This window comes from Catenovulum agarivorans YM01, from assembly GCF_000281085.1.
In the GTDB taxonomy this organism is placed as follows: Bacteria; Pseudomonadota; Gammaproteobacteria; order Enterobacterales; family Alteromonadaceae; genus Catenovulum; species Catenovulum agarivorans.
On the sequence record NZ_AJWM01000041.1, the window covers coordinates 124697 to 141806 of the forward strand.

General features: G+C 39.1%; 11 protein-coding genes. 5 read left to right on the forward strand and 6 right to left on the reverse strand.

Going from position 1 to position 17110, the window contains the following annotated elements; all coding sequences use genetic code 11:
* The first annotated feature begins 9 nt into the window (after nucleotides 1–9).
* The 3 genes from WSC_RS0100435 to WSC_RS0100445 all read left to right on the forward strand — a co-directional run bounded on the left by WSC_RS0100435 (nucleotide 10) and on the right by WSC_RS0100445 (nucleotide 4058).
* Nucleotides 10–1194, forward strand: a complete 1185-nt coding sequence (locus tag WSC_RS0100435; RefSeq protein ID WP_016953938.1) for a glycoside hydrolase family 130 protein — start codon at nucleotides 10–12, stop codon at nucleotides 1192–1194.
* A 1-nt stretch (nucleotide 1195) separates the two neighbouring features.
* Entirely contained in the window at nucleotides 1196–2416 is a 1221-nt protein-coding gene (locus tag WSC_RS0100440; protein ID WP_016953939.1) for an AGE family epimerase/isomerase, read from the forward strand.
* A gap of 157 nt (nucleotides 2417–2573) precedes the next feature.
* Nucleotides 2574–4058, forward strand: a complete 1485-nt coding sequence (locus tag WSC_RS0100445) for a tryptophan halogenase family protein (RefSeq protein WP_016953940.1) — start codon at nucleotides 2574–2576, stop codon at nucleotides 4056–4058.
* Between the two features lie 24 nt (nucleotides 4059–4082).
* On the opposite strand, the gene WSC_RS0100450 is transcribed toward WSC_RS0100445, so the two are convergent.
* The 4 genes from WSC_RS0100450 to WSC_RS0100465 all read right to left on the reverse strand — a co-directional run bounded on the left by WSC_RS0100450 (nucleotide 4083) and on the right by WSC_RS0100465 (nucleotide 10523).
* Nucleotides 4083–4916, reverse strand: coding sequence for a type 2 periplasmic-binding domain-containing protein (locus WSC_RS0100450; protein WP_157447138.1), 834 nt, complete (start codon nucleotides 4914–4916; stop codon nucleotides 4083–4085).
* A gap of 74 nt (nucleotides 4917–4990) precedes the next feature.
* The gene (locus WSC_RS0100455) at nucleotides 4991–5761 is read right to left on the reverse strand and encodes a carboxylesterase family protein (RefSeq protein ID WP_016953942.1); all 771 of its coding nucleotides are present in this window, start codon (nucleotides 5759–5761) and stop codon (nucleotides 4991–4993) included.
* A 56-nt stretch (nucleotides 5762–5817) separates the two neighbouring features.
* A complete protein-coding gene (locus tag WSC_RS21470) occupies nucleotides 5818–7521 on the reverse strand; it encodes a DUF5060 domain-containing protein (RefSeq protein WP_016953943.1) in 1704 nt (567 codons plus the stop codon).
* A 65-nt stretch (nucleotides 7522–7586) separates the two neighbouring features.
* Nucleotides 7587–10523 (reverse strand): TonB-dependent receptor, encoded by a 2937-nt coding sequence (locus tag WSC_RS0100465; RefSeq protein ID WP_016953944.1) that lies wholly within the window; start codon nucleotides 10521–10523, stop codon nucleotides 7587–7589.
* A gap of 340 nt (nucleotides 10524–10863) precedes the next feature.
* On the opposite strand from WSC_RS0100465, the gene WSC_RS23770 reads away from it, so the two are divergent.
* Nucleotides 10864–13005 (forward strand): glycosyl hydrolase, encoded by a 2142-nt coding sequence (locus WSC_RS23770; protein WP_016953945.1) that lies wholly within the window; start codon nucleotides 10864–10866, stop codon nucleotides 13003–13005.
* Nucleotides 13006–13102: 97 nt separating this feature from the next.
* The gene (locus tag WSC_RS23775; protein WP_016953946.1) at nucleotides 13103–14518 is read left to right on the forward strand and encodes a glycosyl hydrolase; all 1416 of its coding nucleotides are present in this window, start codon (nucleotides 13103–13105) and stop codon (nucleotides 14516–14518) included.
* 404 nt (nucleotides 14519–14922) lie between these two features.
* On the opposite strand, the gene WSC_RS0100480 is transcribed toward WSC_RS23775, so the two are convergent.
* The gene (locus tag WSC_RS0100480; protein WP_016953947.1) at nucleotides 14923–16065 is read right to left on the reverse strand and encodes an ABC transporter substrate-binding protein; all 1143 of its coding nucleotides are present in this window, start codon (nucleotides 16063–16065) and stop codon (nucleotides 14923–14925) included.
* A 169-nt stretch (nucleotides 16066–16234) separates the two neighbouring features.
* Nucleotides 16235–16966 carry an NUDIX hydrolase gene (locus WSC_RS0100485; RefSeq protein ID WP_016953948.1) on the reverse strand — a complete coding sequence of 244 codons (732 nt, stop codon included), beginning with the start codon at nucleotides 16964–16966 and terminating at the stop codon, nucleotides 16235–16237.
* Between the last annotated feature and the right edge of the window lie 144 nt (nucleotides 16967–17110).

Genomic DNA, 17110 nt, shown 5'->3' on the forward strand with positions numbered 1-17110 from the left:
GAGGTTTTAATGTCTACACATTTGCAAAAAGTTAAAGCGTTAATTACAGCGCAACAAAGTTTATTAACTAAACCAAACGCAAAAAAAGCGGGTGGCAACCGAGTTTATAGCAGATGGCAAAATCCTATTATTACCCGTGAGCATGTACCTGTTCACTGGCGTTTTGACTTTAATGAAGCAACAAATCCACAATTACTAGAGCGCCAAGGCATCAATGCAACTCTTAATTCAGGTGCGATTTATTTAGATGGTAAATATTTATTGGTTGTGCGGGTAGAAGGTGATGATCGTAAATCATTTTTTGCCGTGGCCGAAAGTGAAACCGGTATAGATAACTTTAAGTTTTGGGATCGACCAATTACTATGCCTGAAACTGACCGCCCCGACACCAATGTGTATGACATGCGTTTAACTCAGCATCAAGATGGTTATATCTATGGTTTGTTCTGTACTGAGCGCAAAGACGAAGACTTCCCAGATGATTTATCCGCAGCCGAAGCTCAATGTGGTATCGCCCGCACTAAAGATTTAGTTAACTGGCAAAGATTGCCTGACTTAATCACTTATTCAGGACAACAACGTAACGTAGTTTTACACCCAGAGTTTGTTGATGGTAAATACGCTTTATATACACGCCCACAAGACGGGTTTATCAGTGTTGGTAAAGGCGGCGGCATAGGTTGGGGTTTAGCTGAATCAATGGAAAATGCCGAAGTTAAACAAGAAGTTATCGTTGATAATAAGATTTACCACACAATCAAAGAAATCAAAAATGGCCAAGGCCCAGCTCCGATCAAAACTGACGAGGGTTGGTTACACTTAGCGCATGGTGTGCGTAATACTGCCGCTGGTTTGCGTTACGTTTTATATATGTTCATGACAGAGTTAGAGCGCCCTTGGGTGGTAACGCACGCACCAGCAGGTCATTTTATTGCACCTGAAGGTGAAGAGCGTGTGGGTGATGTTTCTAACGTGGTATTTGCCAATGGTTGGACGCAAAAGGGTGAAGAGGTCAATATTTATTACGCATCTTCAGATACGCGTATGCACGTTGCCACCACGACTGTCAGCAAGTTAGTTGATTATGTAAAAAATACCCCAGCAGACGGGCTACGCTCGGCCGAATCGGTAAAAGTGCGCAATAAGTTAATTGATAGTAACTTAGCCGTATTAGAAACCTTAGGGCTTAAATAATATGTCAGTGTTTTTAAAACCTGAAGTAAAAGGCCTAATTGATGAGTTTCGTAGTGAACTCATCAATATTGCCGACTGGTGGATAAAATACGCGATTGATGAAGAAAATGGCGGATTTTATGGACAAGTAAACGCAGATGGCAGTGCAGATGTGACCGCAGAAAAAGGCATTGTAATGAATGCGCGCATATTGTGGTTTTTCAGCGAAGTGTGTCATTACCTTGATAAACCTCAATATCAAGCCGCAGCCAAACGTGCTTATCAGTATATTAAAACTTATTTTAATGATACTGAGTACGGAGGTGTTTATTGGTCGCTCCACGCAGATGGCAGTGTAGCAGACAGTAAAAAACAAACTTACGCCCAATCGTTTGCGATATATGGTTTAAGTGCTTATTACAAATTAACCAAAGAGCAAGCGGCAATAGATTTAGCATATGAATATTTTGCTCAGCTACAAAAGCATTGCCACGACGATATTAAAGGTGGTTATTTAGAAGCTTTTGATCGCCAATGGCATGAAATTACCGACATGCGTTTGAGTGACAAAGACGACAATTTGCCAAAAACTCAAAATACGCATTTACACGTAATGGAAGCATTTGCGACTTTGCATATGGTAAAACCGACAGCTGAAAGTGCATTAGCATTACGCAGGTTAATCGACTTTTTTGATAGCACAATTATCAATAAAGATAATTATCACCTACGTTTGTTTATGGATGTTGATTGGAATGATCACTCTCGTGCCTTTTCTTATGGGCATGATATCGAATGTAGCTGGTTGTTGTATGAAGCATTAGTAGCATTGAATGATCCTTTAGTTATGAGCAGAGTCAAACCTTTAGCCATAGAAGTGGCAAAGACTACTTTAGCCGAAGGCATAGGTAACCAAGGGCAAGTATGTGACGAGTTCGAGTTTGCTGGGGAGCATAAACACCAAGAAAGTTGTTGGTGGGTACAGGCTGAAGCATTAGTTGGTTTTTTATATGCCTATCAGTTAACCGGTAACACAGATTTTTGGTCTGCATTTGAGAATGTGTGGGCTTTCACCAAAGAGCAACATATAGATCAACAATTGGGTGAATGGTACTGGTTAGCAAAATGCGACCAAGATGCTAATTACGACACTTACAAAGCTGGATTTTGGAAGGCGCCGTATCACAACGGCCGCGCCATGATGGAAGTTATAAAAGTGCTTAGCGGCAAACTACACTGCTAAGTTATCAGGTTATGGATTTTTTGCTTGGTTAATGGATTAACACCCATGTGTTTTGCCCGTCTTATTGTCGGGCTTTTTTTGTTTTATACTCTAAAAAAATGCAGATTTTGCGTAATACTCTAAAAAGAGCAATTTGTTAGTTTAAATAGGTATTTATATGAATGAGCATAGTTCCCACGTCAAATCTTTCTGTATCTTAGGGGGCGGCTCTGCTGGCTGGATGACCGCCAGCATGCTCCAGCATGTTTTTCCACAGTATCGAATTTGTTTGGTCGAATCACCTGAAATTAAAACAGTTGGCGTTGGCGAAGGCTCTACACCAGCGCTCAAGAGTTTTTTCGAACTCTTGGGGATTAACGAAAGCGAGTGGATGCCACAATGTGACGCTACATATAAAAACGGAATATTTTTTGATAAGTGGTCAGAGAATCAAGGATATACAAACTATTTCCATGCTTTTCCTTCAATAATAGATAACCATACATTACCTCTTTTCATGCATAACTCTACAGCGAGAGTTCGAGGAATAGGCGTTAATGCAAATCCTAATGACTACTTTTTAACCGCCAAACTCGCGCGCGAAAATAAACGGCCCATTGCCCAGGAGTCATTTCCTTTCGAGATCAATTACGCATATCACTTTAATTCAGCAAAACTTGCCGACTACTTGCGAATAAGGGCAATTGCCAATGGCGTTGTGCATGTGCAGGCAGAGGTAGTAAGTAGTGAGTTGTCGGTCACAGGAGATATAGCGAAATTGATTTTAGATTCAGGTGACTCGATAGTAGCTGATGTCTTTTTCGATTGTTCGGGTATGGCGTCTGCATTAATTCAAAAAGCTCTGAATGTGCAGTTTAGTAGCTATGACAAATTATTGTTTAATGATTCCGCTGTTGTGGCACAAACTTGCAATGCAAAGCAAAATATTGGAACTCAAACAATTTCAACCGCAATGAAAGCCGGTTGGAAATGGCAAATTCCTTTGACTACGCGTACCGGCAATGGCTATGTATACAGCTCGCGCTACGTTAGTGATGAACTTGCAGAGGATGAGTTTATCAATTCAATTGCGGCTGATTCAAAAATAGAAACTAAGTTGTTGAAATTCAAGCTAGGTAGGGTTAACAAGCATTGGCATAAAAATTGTGTTGCAGTTGGCCTTTCGCAAGGCTTTATTGAACCCTTAGAAGCGACCGCTCTTTATTTAATACAGCAGACTGTAGGTAAATTTATTGATTATTGGCAAAAAGGTCAGGAGTCTTGCGAATACCAAACAAAATTTAACCAAGAAATAAATTTCCAATTTGATGGCATTCGAGACTATGTAGCCCTTCATTACAAACTAAACTCGCGTACTGATACTAATTATTGGCAAGATAGTCGAGGTGGTTGGGAAAATATGTCTGATAGTGTTTTGCAGTTGGTAGATTGTTGGAAATCAGGGCAATCAATAGTGCAAAAAGTTAAGGAATTAAAGCTAGACCAACATTATCCAGTGTCCTCCTGGTTTACTATATTTTCAGGGCATGGTTTTTATCCACCAGCTAACAAAAATGTTGTGGCGGAACAACAAAAGTATGACTTAAATAAGCTGGCAGAATTTATTCGTCGAGCAAGTTTAAATTTTGACTCTGCACAATAAACATATACTGTGGCATCCCCAGTTTTATTTGAGGTTTAGAATTGTTAGGTGTGGCTGTTTAACCATAGCCCAGCCTTTGGCTAGATATGGATCGCTAAAAAACAGTTGGTCGAAACTGCCATCTGCTTCAGCAATTTTTAATCCGTGTAATATTCGCTGCGCCAAAGATGGGTTATCTGGGCTAACGAAAAAAAAGTAACTTGCATCGTAACGTAACACTAGGTGTTTTTCTATTGATAAACCTGAAAATCGAGATTGCTCCAACTCTTGCCAAACAATATAAGCGCTGCGTGGGAAGTAGTCAGCTCGCTTAGCATGAAACATTTTTATGACTCTATCGTAGTCTGGCCCAGTAGTTATTTTTAACCCATTCCTACGGAATACTTCCGTATCATGCCAATGTAATGCTGATATTCCAATAAATGCAGACAAATCAGCTAGGCTAAAAATATGATTAAAGTGATCTTGCCTCTCCGGGTGTATTAATAGTAATTTGTATTGATTGAGTCCTTTAAGTATGTCGAATTTCACCGCGAGTAACTCTTTCTCTCGTTGTGGGTTTGAGTTACTCCAAAGCACGTCAAAATATTGATTGTCAGCCAATAGTCTTCGCATGCGTTGTTTGGTTGATATGGCGGTTTTGCGCTCAGTTGTGAATTCGCCAAATTCGTACTTGGATTTTTCTAACGCTAGATGTAATAAATCGGCAAAGTAGTTTGTGCTATCTTCCAAATAAGCTACGTGGGTAACACACTTACATTCTTGATTGCCTGAGTTAGCATATGCATGTATAGGCATCAGCGACAATAAGCTTTGCAAGATAAATATATATTTTATTAGAGTCTGGATTGTGTGCATTCTTTTAAGCCTTATGTAATTAAAATATGCAGCATCCTTGGCTTCGCCTCTAAATGCTTGGGAGCTACCTGAAATTAGTAACTCAAAAGCCAGTCTAATAGTTTAGGCTCAGCAAAAGCGTTATCCCAACTATTGTGGTATACACCAGAGTAAGAGGTAAATTTAAATTCAGTGTTGTCGTTAAAGTGTTTTGCGGTACTTTCACTATACGCATAGTCAACTATTTCATCTTTGTCGCCATGAAATATCCATAGGGGCATGTTTTTGCGAATTTTTTTAAGTCTAAAATCTGGCGCAGCACCACAAATGGCAATTGCAGAACTAAAAGTTGTTGGTAAATGAGTCAAAATTTCATATACACCCATTCCTCCCATACTCAGTCCCATTACATATAATTTATCGTTGTCGACATAATTTTTTTGTTTTACTTGTTCAACAAGCTGTATCAGAGCTCGCATTGAGTGTGTTTTAGGTAACTTTTGGTTGAAGTCTAACGTTAGTGGTCTTGTTGTTCTGTCAACCTTCACCGCAGCCCAATAATCATCTTTTGGGACTTGCGGGATGATGGTAATAACTTGGTGAGAAGCCCGAAATTTCGAATTCAAAAATATATTAGCCCCATGAGTAAGCTGTTTTTTATTGTCGCTTCCTCTTTCGCCAGCGCCATGTAAGAAAAAAACCACTGGGTATTCTTTATCGGTGGTGAAGTTGCGTGGATATAAGATGCGGTAGTCTAGTGCTAATTGGTCGTGTGAGAAGGTCGCAAATTGAAACAATTCAATTGGCGCGCTTTTGACAGGAATACTGATGGTTAAAACAAAGAGAAAAGGTAGCAATAGTTTCATATTAAGCCCAATAATTTATTTGAAGGCCATTAAGTTAATGGCCTTATTGAAGAAAGCTACAGGTCAAATATAAAGACTAGGTCTTGGCCTGCGGCTATTGTTTGATAGGTATCATCAGTCGAATCTATGAAACTACCTGTCTCACAGTCGTATACCGCGTGAGGTTTAGCCAGAGAAGGGTGGCCCGTTAATGTAAATTTTTGTTGAATGTCTGTTGCATTGTACACATAGGCAAAAATATGGTTACCATTATTAACAGCTAGCGTTGTTAAGCTGACATTAGGGTTGTTTAACGTTTGCTCACGTATATAACCATTGCCGCTTGTTAGCATTAATTGATTAATTTTTTGCACATTTGCAAAGTATTCAGTTGTGCCATTCTCATCAAAATATTCCCACCACCAACTAAGTGGCATAACAGGTGTTGGCGAGAAAATACCGTACCATAAACCGCGTTTGAAGTCGCTTACCATTAACTCTTTGAAATCGTCAAAGTTTTTACTCCAATCCCACTCTGCACTAAATTCGCCGGCAAAATACGGTTTGTCGTGATGTTTAACAAATTTATTAACTATTTCTGGAATTCTATTAGTGACCTTGTACAAGTGGCTTTGGTTTAGGTCGATATCTTTTATATCAAACAGCCCAGTTACACCGCGATGAGAAATACTTGTTGTAATCAGATGTTGATGTGGGTCAATAGATTTGAGATAAGCACTCATTTCGGTATGCCACGCGGTAATTATATCATCAGCTATGTGCTGCTCTTCACCATGATACATAGCGTTATCAATTTCGTTAAAGAACTCCCAAGCCGCAATGGAAGGAGAGTGACTCCATTTACCAACTAAAAATCTAAGCTTGTCTTTGTATCTTTGTTTGGCTTTTGGATTTACAAAGAAATCCTCAACTGAAGACGCAGGCCCACCATTTGCTTGATTGTAGCTGTTTAGCGCCCAGCCGTTGCCATCGAAACCTGCATGGCTATCCATTGACAGAATAATTTTTATGTCATATTTCGTTGCAAGTGAAATCAGATCATCCATACGGTCAGTACCTGAACGGTTAAATCTTTGCGCATCGTCTGAATAGCGAGAGGCATTTTTAACTGTTTTCCAATCTACTGGCAGGTTCCAATAGATCATCCAAGTCCGGATAATGTTTGCGCCTTGCTGATTTAATTTTGCGAGGATCTCGTCATAGTTAAAACGCTTTTGCTCATGTAGTTCCTTGAAGTACCTGGAATCATCTTCGTCGCGAGCTTCCCAGCCAAAGTTTTCACCAATGCCTCTAAACAATTCTCCATTGCTATACTTGAAAGTCCAATTGTCTTTGCTCTCTATGAACCCTTTTGCATCAGAAGGTTTTACTGTGAAATTGTATATTAAGCTTTCACCCGTTACTTTGCCGTCGTCAGTTAAAACGGCGTGAACTTGATATGAGCCAGTCTCTTTAGGGGATAATTTAAATCTCCACAGTGAAGTTTCTAGGCTTTTTCCGTCAACATAATAACCAGGTAACGAAAGCTTTTTATTGCTAGGCGTAACAATTTTAAGATCTAGGGCTACATCGTCCGATGAATAAGGATCTTGCCATTCAGCAATTAACTGACTATCAAACGAGACAGTTTCAAATTGATTGATTGACGATTTGTTGTCGAAAGCATTCGAAGTTAAAGATTTAATTGGGCTCTGGTCATCACCTGAAAGGCTGCAGCCAGTAACCAGCATCGCTGAAAGTAAAATTAAAGTTTTGTTCATTTTTACACCATAGACAATTGCAATATGGGGCCTGAGATATTCAGACCCCCTAATTTATTTATTTTCTAAAATTTAGCTCGTACTCCCAATGTATATCGTGCTTCGAAAACGTTTTGGTTGACCTTAACATCTTCCCATTGCATATAGGTGCTTTCGAATTCTTTGGTTAAATTTTGCCCTTGTAGGTAGACCTCAAAATTATCATTTATTTGATAATTAACAGACGCATCGACATACTTAGTCGGAGACGTCATATATGCTGCAAAGTGGCCATCAATACCAGGAACGCCATTAAATCTTTCGCTGCGGTAGTTGTATGCGATACGAGCTTGTAAATTGTCTTTTTGATACCAAAGTATTGCATTTAACTGATGCTCTGAGTTATCAGTCATGATCATACTTTTGCCGTAGAAATCTTGATTACCACCATCACCTGTCGACCAAGTGTAATTGACGGTTGAGCCTAAACCGCTCAAGAAACCCGGTAAAAATTCATAACCTTGCTGGTAACCAAACTCGATACCTTCAAGAGATAAACCTTCACCATTTGTCGGGTATGCATAAGGTAATCCATTGTTGCGGACAACACCGTCTGAATCTGGGATATCCATAATTAATTCACTGCTGACAGTCATAGGAGCGCTTTCAATGTCTAACTTGTATGCACCGATACTGATTATACCCTCATCGTTAAAATACCATTCCAAACTAACATCAAGATTTTTAGAGCTCCACGGATTTAACTCAGGGTTACCGCTCACGTCGACACGTTGAGCTTGAAATACACCTTTAAGTTCTTCGTTGCCATAAGGTGTCATGGTTACTTTCGAACCAGCGCCTAGCAACCGTGCGTCTAACTGAGTTAGATTCTCTGTATATGAAAAACGCAATTTAAGGTTTTGCATTAAATCAAAATTCAAATTTACTCGTGGTAAATAATCTAACGTTTCTTTACTGGTTACTGTTGTACCCACTTTTGGACCAGGTGCACCAGCTACCGCATTGTATTGCTCGCCATCAACTACCAGGAATGAAGTATTACCGCCACTATAACCGGTTACGTCTATGGTGCTGCTAACTGCTTGAACACCAAAATTTGCGTTAAAAGGCACTAATAATTCGCCACTTAGATTAGCTTGTAAATAGAATGTCTTAATGTCTTCTTCAACTTTATATGAATTGAACCAGTTGTTTGCTTTAACATTACCTGGGTAAATTGAATCTTGGAAGGCTAATGCATCAGACATGACTTCTGGGTTTATAAAGAAGAAACTTTGGCCATTGCTGGCAGGCCCGAAATCAGAAACCTCGTGTATATAACCCATATCAGCTAATTCTTCGTAACCTATGTAACGACCGATTGTATCGCCAGTTCCAGCATCTACAGCAATACCTGAATCTTTCCATTTAGCATAAGATGTTAACACTTCACCACTGTTGTCATTGAGTTTACGTGTGAATGGCGCGGCTAAGTCATAATTGTTTGAAATAACTTCGCGCTTCGCGATTCTTGCACCAAATTCAATAGATGCCATGTCAACAAAAGAAAAACTTCCGTCAAATTCGTACTTACCATCAAGGCGTAAAGCGTCAAGGCTTGCTTCGTCAAGATGGTTATTTTCGGAGAATGTAGACACTAAAGCATATTGGCTCATATCCGTACCAAAACCTTCAGGGAAAGTAAAAGTCGGGAATTCACCTCTTGTGTCTACTTCGATAGTAACATCTTCAGGGCCCCAGCCACCTGGGTTAGCAACTTCTTCCACGCCATCGACACGACGGTTTAAATTTTGTTGTGCACCGCTAGTTGCATATGCATCAGCATAATTGTATGTATTGTCGCTGGTTGCTTTACCATGAACGTATCTCACTGTACCTTTCAGGTTGTCAGATACAAATACATTGGCTTGTAAATTTAAATTCAATGAATCACGTTTACTAGTAACAGCTTCACCTTTTGATAAAACTCGGGGCGCAACAATATTGAAATGATCTGTGGTATAGAAATCTTCACCTTCATGTCCTGGGTTTACACGACCTTGGCCATGATTTGTATATTCGATTGGCTCAATAAATCCACTCCATTTTTGCCAAGCATTGTCCACGACTAAACCATTTGCATGATCATTGTTTTCCATTTCGGTATAAAACACATCAGCGACTAATTCGACTTGGTCATTTAAGTAATATTGAAAGGTTGCAGATGCACCTAAGCGATCACGCTTGGCTGTTTTGTTGGTAATACCATAATCTATGTTGCCAAATAAAACGTCTTGTTCACCATCTTCATTTACATCCATATGATAACCACGGTAAATCCAATCGCCGAACATGCCATAGCGGAAGTTTGCAAGCGTTGCATCTGATTTTGAAATGGTTGCAATAACCCCAAAATCATCTTGTTTGAATCCTGCGAAAGCGGTTAGTTTTTTACCTACATCATCAGTGTAATTACCTTTTGAGCCTTCAGCTGAGCCAACAAAAGTCCATCCATCATCCAAGTTTAATGGGCGGCGACTCTTTAGATTAACTGTGCCAGATATACCACCTGACATTAAATTAGCTTCTGACGATTTATAAACAGCTACGCCGCCTAATAATTCCGCAGGTACATCGCTAAAGTCAGGTTGTAAACCGGTAATTGCCCCCGTGCTAATAAACTGCTCACCGTTTAATAATGTAGTGACTTGAGATAAACCTCGAACGTTTACACTAGCACCTTCACCGGCCGAGCGTCTTATTTGTATGCCTGTTACACGCTGAAGAGAATCCGCGATTGTAATATCTGGTAACTTACCTATGTCTTCTGCTGTAATCGCGTCTATTACAGAGCCTGCGTTTCTTTTGTCCGCGACTGATTTAATCAGTGAACCACGGATACCCGTGACGTTAATTACTTCGGTTTGTTCTTCTAAGTTTTCTGCAGCTAACGCTGTTGGAGCTATAATTTGTAGTAGTGCTGTCGTAACACCAGTTGCAAGTAGTGTTCTTTTGAAGTTCATAAAATATGTACCCATATTAGTATTGTAAATTTAAGAAAACCGGTTACATAAATTGGGTGGCATTACACCTAAAAAATGTGATGGTTTAGGCTAATTTAAATCAAAAAAGGTAACTATTCAATTAAAAATATGTAAAAAAATAGGAAAAAAAACTAGCAGTAAGTAATTTGTATTGATTTTTATAAAAAAAGTAACTTTTTTGTAAAATATATATATTTTTAATTTGTAACGGGTTACTTATTTTGTTATTGTTTTTGTCAAGTCAGCATGATGAGGCGTTCGTAAGCATTTTAGTGCGACTTACTAGCTTTTTATTTTTGCTTTATTTTGGAGTAAATGAATGAATATTACACAACGAGCAGCTGTAGCTGCCGCGATTACACTAGCTTTGGTTGGCTGTGGCAACGAAGAGCCTGTTATTACTTATACACCTGAAGTTTCAGGTGGCGAGCAAACTGAACTTGAAGATAATCGTTTATTGGAACCTGTGATGCTTAACTACCTCAATTCTATCAAAGGTCAAAAAACGATTGTAGGTGTTCATAATAGAGAACCAAATAGTGATCCAGATAGATGGACTGAAGAAGTTGCCAAAACCACAGGTGTTTGGCCGGGTTTATGGAGCGGCGATTTCTTATTTTCAGAAGACGATGTTGCTAATCGTTGGTCTATGATCTACGAAGCCGAAAAGCGCTGGAAGCAAGGCATGTTGGTTAACATTATGATGCATGTTTGTCCTCCAACAACTGCTGAAACTTGTGGTTGGAATACAGCAGGCATGCATTATGAGTTAACTGAACAACAATGGTCTGATTTATTAACTGATGGTAGTGAGTTAAACAATACCTGGAAAGCTCGTTTAGACAACATGGCTTTTTATTTAGATTACCTTAATAAAAAGGGCGTTCGTGTGATGTTTCGTCCTTTCCATGAAATGAATCAAACTATTTTTTGGTGGTCGTCCAAGACAGCTGGTAAACAAGCATATACTGCTGAACTGTATCGGTTAACGCATGATTATTTGGTTAATGACAAAGATCTAACTAACTTAACTTTTGTTTGGAATGTTCAAGATTTTGCAACATTAGCTGATGACTTAAACACATATGATCCTGGTTCGGAATATTGGGATATTTTATCGCTGGACATGTATGGCACTGACGGCAAGGGATTTACCCAAGAAAAGTATGATGCATTAGTTGCAAAGGCTGGAAATAAGCCTATTGCATTAGGTGAGGTGCAAACACTTCCATCTCCAGAGCTTTTGTTAGAGCAGCCGTTATGGACTTTTGTGATGAGTTGGGCTGAGTTAACTTTTGAACATAATTCTAAAGCCAACATTCGCGAGCTATATAACGCAGATAATGTCGTTAAATTAGATGATATGCCAGGGTGGACAAATGGAAATAAGGTAGTATACGAAGTTCCATCGTCTGGTGCACAAACTGTTGAGCCTTTGGTTATTTTTAATGAAGAGCTAACTAATTGGCAGTTACCTTCTACCAACGCCAATATCACCGAGGCTGTTGTAGCTGAAGATGAAACTTATGGCAATGTTGTTGAGCATACTTATGTTGGTATTGAAACTGTTAGTGAGTTTCGTTCAGACACTGCTGTTGATTTATCTGCATATGTTGGCGGAACACTTGAATTTGATCTGAAAGTCGTAAACGAACCAGCAGCAATAAACGGCAATTGGTTTATGAAAATTGACTGTGGCTGGCCGTGTGGTACTGGCGACGTTCCGTTAACTGCTAGTGTTGAAGGTGTCGCGCCTACTGTTGGCCAGTGGCAACACTATACGTTTAATATTGATGATTTAGTTGCGTTAGAAAATAACGGTAATCCACTACAAATTGATTCAGTTTCGTCTCCTTTGGTTATATTTCCTGAATGGGGTGCAAACCAAAAAGATACTGTGTTTAGAATCGATAATATTATTGTGAACCCTGCACCTGCTGCTCCTATCGCTGATACGATAGTTTTTGCGGATGAAATAACTGATTGGAAGTTGCCTGATAAATCAGTCGCTGCTATCACTGAAACTGTCGTTGATGCTGAGGATGCGCATTATGGCAAAGTTATTCAACATGAATATATAGGCGTTGAAGTGGTCAGTGAGTTCAGTTCTGCATCACCTTTGGATTTTAGCCCTTATGCTGGTGGAACTTTATCGTTTGATCTATTAGTTGTTGCCGAGCCAGATGGTATTGATGGCAACTGGTTTATGAAAATGGATTGTGGTTGGCCATGTGGTACAGGTGATGTTCGCTTAGATGCGAGTGTGGAAGGCGTTATGCCATCGGTCGGTATTTGGCAGCATTATACTTTTAAAATCGATGATTTACTTGCGCTAGATAACAACGGCAGTCCGTTGCAGTTAGACTCAGTCAATTCACCTCTGGTTATTTTCCCTCAATGGGGAGCAAACCAAAAAGGTGCAGTTTTTCAGATAGATAATATCGTGTTATCTAAGGATTAAAACTATTAGCTAGTTATTCACTCTACCGGTTACATACAATTGCACACAATCAATTTATGTAACCGGTATTTCACTCAACCTATAAAAAGGTACACTTATGCACTACACAAAAACTAGACTTACTAACTTTTCTAAGTTTGTTCAAGCTGGACTTGTTTCAAGCGCGCTGATTATGTCGGCGAGCAGTTATGCGTTGGAAACTTTAGATTTTTTATATTCTATTAAAGGTTCTAAAACAATTGGTGCCATGCACAATAGGCAACCCAATTCAGATCCTAACAAATATAGCCGAGATTTAAATGCGGTTACCGGTCAATGGCCTGGTATGTATAGTACAGATTTTCAGTTTGAGCCGAATGAGATAGCACATCGTCAAACGATCACAAATCAAGTGATAAACGAGTGGAATAACGGTGCAATGATCCATTTAATGTGGCACGCCTGTAATCCTGCCAAACAATCACCTTGTCAGTGGGACTCAAACGGTGTTTTGAGTACTATGTCTGATTGGGAGTGGAATCAATTAATCACAGATGGAACAGCAATAAATAGTAACTGGAAATCAATGATGGACGATGTTGCTTATTATATTCAGCAAATGAAAGATGCTGGTGTAGAGGTGTTGTTCCGACCATTACATGAAATGAACCAAGGTATGTTTTGGTGGGGGGGGCGACCTGGCTCAAATGGTTCTGCTCGCTTATACCAAATTACTCGCGATTATTTATTAAACCAAAAAGGTTTAACCAACATTGTTTGGTTATGGAATGTTCAAGATTTCAGTAGTATGGCAAATGACTTGAATAGCTATGACCCTGGGTATAACAATTGGGATGTGCTAACTATGGATATGTATTGGAGTGATGGGCAAGGTTACACGACAGCAAAATATAATGCCATTTTAAATAAAGCTGCAGGTAAACCAATAGGGATTAGTGAATGTGATGATATTCCAATGCCTGCTTTACTTAACCAGCAATCACAATGGACATTTTTCATGCCTTGGTCTGAGTTGACTTTTCAGCATAACTCCAATAGTAAGATCCAAGAGGTATATTGGTCAGACCGTGTTTTAGTGTTGAACGAAATGCCAGGATGGTTGGGCTATCAATTTCCGCAAAACCCACCACAACAAGCTACTTATATCCAAGCCGAAAACTATTCGAATATGAGTGGGGTTGTTGTTGGTTCAACAACAGACACTTCTGGCGGTTATAGTGTCGGTTCTATTGATACATGGGATTGGATGACCTACAACAATGTACAAATTAGCCAAAGTGGCAATTATGTTTTTGGCTTTAGAGTTGCCAGCCCTAATGGTGGTCAATTGCAGTTAGAGCAAGCCGGAGGTGGCAGTGTACTTGCAACTGTTAATGTACCCGCAACAGGTGGATGGCAGACTTGGTCAACTGTTTATACTACTGTGTATTTAACGGCTGGAACGCACAATTTAGGCATTAAGGCTAATGCAGGTGGTTGGAACTTCAATTGGTTCTCTGTTTCTCCACAGTAAACCAAGCGTAAAAATAAGAAAATATTTATTCATTTCCAAGCTCACTTTTTAGTGGGCTTTTTTATCACTAATGTTGGGCTAGCTTTTTACTCTTATGTTAATTCATAATTCGATTTAGTTTTTGAAAAGATGATGAACTTTAGTTTTTCCAAGACAAACTTGGTATTCAAGCAATGAAATTTATTGATGATGGTGACATAGAAATTTGGGTAAAAGCATTAGACGGTGGTTAAATAACAAAAAGGGTTTAAACGTGGTCAAGCAGGCCACGTTTAAACCAAACAACGACACACAATGATAGTCAAAAAGACTATTTTGTTAGTCTATGTGACTATTTGGCTGTTTGCAATAAATTTATGGTTGGCAGTGGATACGCATCTACCTCGATTTTTTATTTTGAAACTTTAAGGTTGTGTTTGGACTAGCTTTTGCTCATCAATGCACTGATAAAATGCTTCATCAAGCCCAAGTGTTAAATCAAAATTATGCTGTTTAACCGCCTGGTTTAGATGTCGGGAGTATTTTCGGAAATTAAAACAAGGCCAGACGCTTGAATCTTTAATTACACCAAATCTATGTATATTTTCTTGTGTTATCGCGTGGTAGGCTAGAGGTAACTGTTTACGCACGTTTGTTATATCAACTGTGTGAGCGTGATCATATGCAAGAATAATAGCCCACGCGGCTTCAAAAATATGCCCTCCGATACTGACAGCGTAAGTATTAGATTCAATGCCAGAAATCGCTTCTGATTCCCAATCTATTCCCCCTACAATCAAGTTTGAATGCAGATTGGTTTCACCTGATATCTTGCTTATATTCAGCGATAGCTGGTCTGATGCTGCCCAAACTATGTTTGTGTCTGGATATCGTAAAATGGCTTTTAAGAATTTTTGACCCGCCAGCTCTGGGTTCCACATAGTATGCAATACTTGTTCTAATTGAGCATTCTCTTGCTTGGAAATTATAGAAAGGCCCATGGCTCGCTTAGAAGATATCGAAGAATAGTCGCCATTGAATGCGAGTATGCTTGCAGGTCGAGAACTTGTTTTTTCATGGACTGCCAGTAGCTCCTTGGTTAACAAAGCCCCGGCTTGAACGTCATCATAGTATATTTCCCCTATCCACAATGGGTATGTATGAGCTGGGTCTCCAAGAGTGTTCAATTCATCGTTTGAAATCGCCCTTTCGAGAGTGATAAAAGGTGTTTTTAGTTGGCTTAGTACTTCAAACGAACTAATTGCATTTCCAGCGTGTGGAAAAAAAATTACATAATCATATTTATCAGTTAAATTTTCTAGCTGAAACTGATTGCTGAATCGATTGCCTCCGCCGTATGTTACTTCAAGGTCGACACCTAGTTGTTTGGCTGCAGTAACAGCAATTATTGTGGTGACATCCCAAAAATTTCTTCCAGGTTTGTCTGGGTTGATGAACAAAATTTTTGTCGCGTAACTTGGCCATGAGACAAGAATAATTAATAAATAACTCAAAATATGTTTGGTCATCACACAATCAAAACCACAATGCACAGATAAGATTAACATTAGACCAAGAGATCCTAGTTAGCGAGCAAGAGTTCAACTATCCACTAGGTGATCTTCTAGATATATTGTGGCGATTACAGATTGGTTGTTTAAATCATCTGAACGATTAACGCGAATTTGTTGTGTGTTTAAACGTGTTTGGCTAAATTGGCGAACACATGATTGCTAATTAATACTCGAAGTTGAAACCGAAGTCTTTCAATTTCTCATAAACATTGATGTCAAATCTAAATAAAGCCGCTGCTCTATGCGCGACATCTTGCTGCTTTTCTTTGCAGTTTATCAGAAGATTCATTTTCTGAATTTTCCGACGAAAGTTAGGTTTGTCCAATTTGGTGTCTAAAATGGCTTCATATATTTCTTGTAACTGAAATAAGGTGAATTTTTCCGGCAATAAACTAAATCCTATAGGCTCGTGACGAACTTTGTACTTGAGGTGGGCGAGCGAAGCCACAATGATTTCTTTATGGTCAAATATTAAATCGGGTAACTTTTTAACATCAAACCACGCAACTTCATGAGTATTATCGCCATGAACAATATTCACCTCATCTTTACGTACAAAGGCATAATACGCGACAGTTATAATTCTGTGATAAGGGTATCGTTTGACATTACCGAATGTTGCGAGCTGATCCAAATGAAAGTTTTTTACTCCAGTTGCTTGAGTAACGACTCTATGGGCGGCACTGTCTAAATCTTCGTCAAACTTGACCCAATGGCCGATTAATCCCCATTTATTTGCTGCAGCACCTTGTTTGTATTTAGCCAGCAACACTTTTAATTTACCTTCATCCATAGCGTAAATTAAATTGTCTACCGACAGGTTTTTCATATAGTCGTCTGTCAAAGGCTCTTCTTGATCGACTTGAGTGATAAAAAGTTGTGTGTTGTTATGCATTCTATTTCAGATCTTTAGCTTAATTCATAAATGACTATTTTAGGAGTAAAGTGGTCAGTACGCAATATAACTTAATTTATATAGAACATTTATAATGGCTTATTCATAATAATTATTTTCCAATCATATTGAGTGGAATAACCT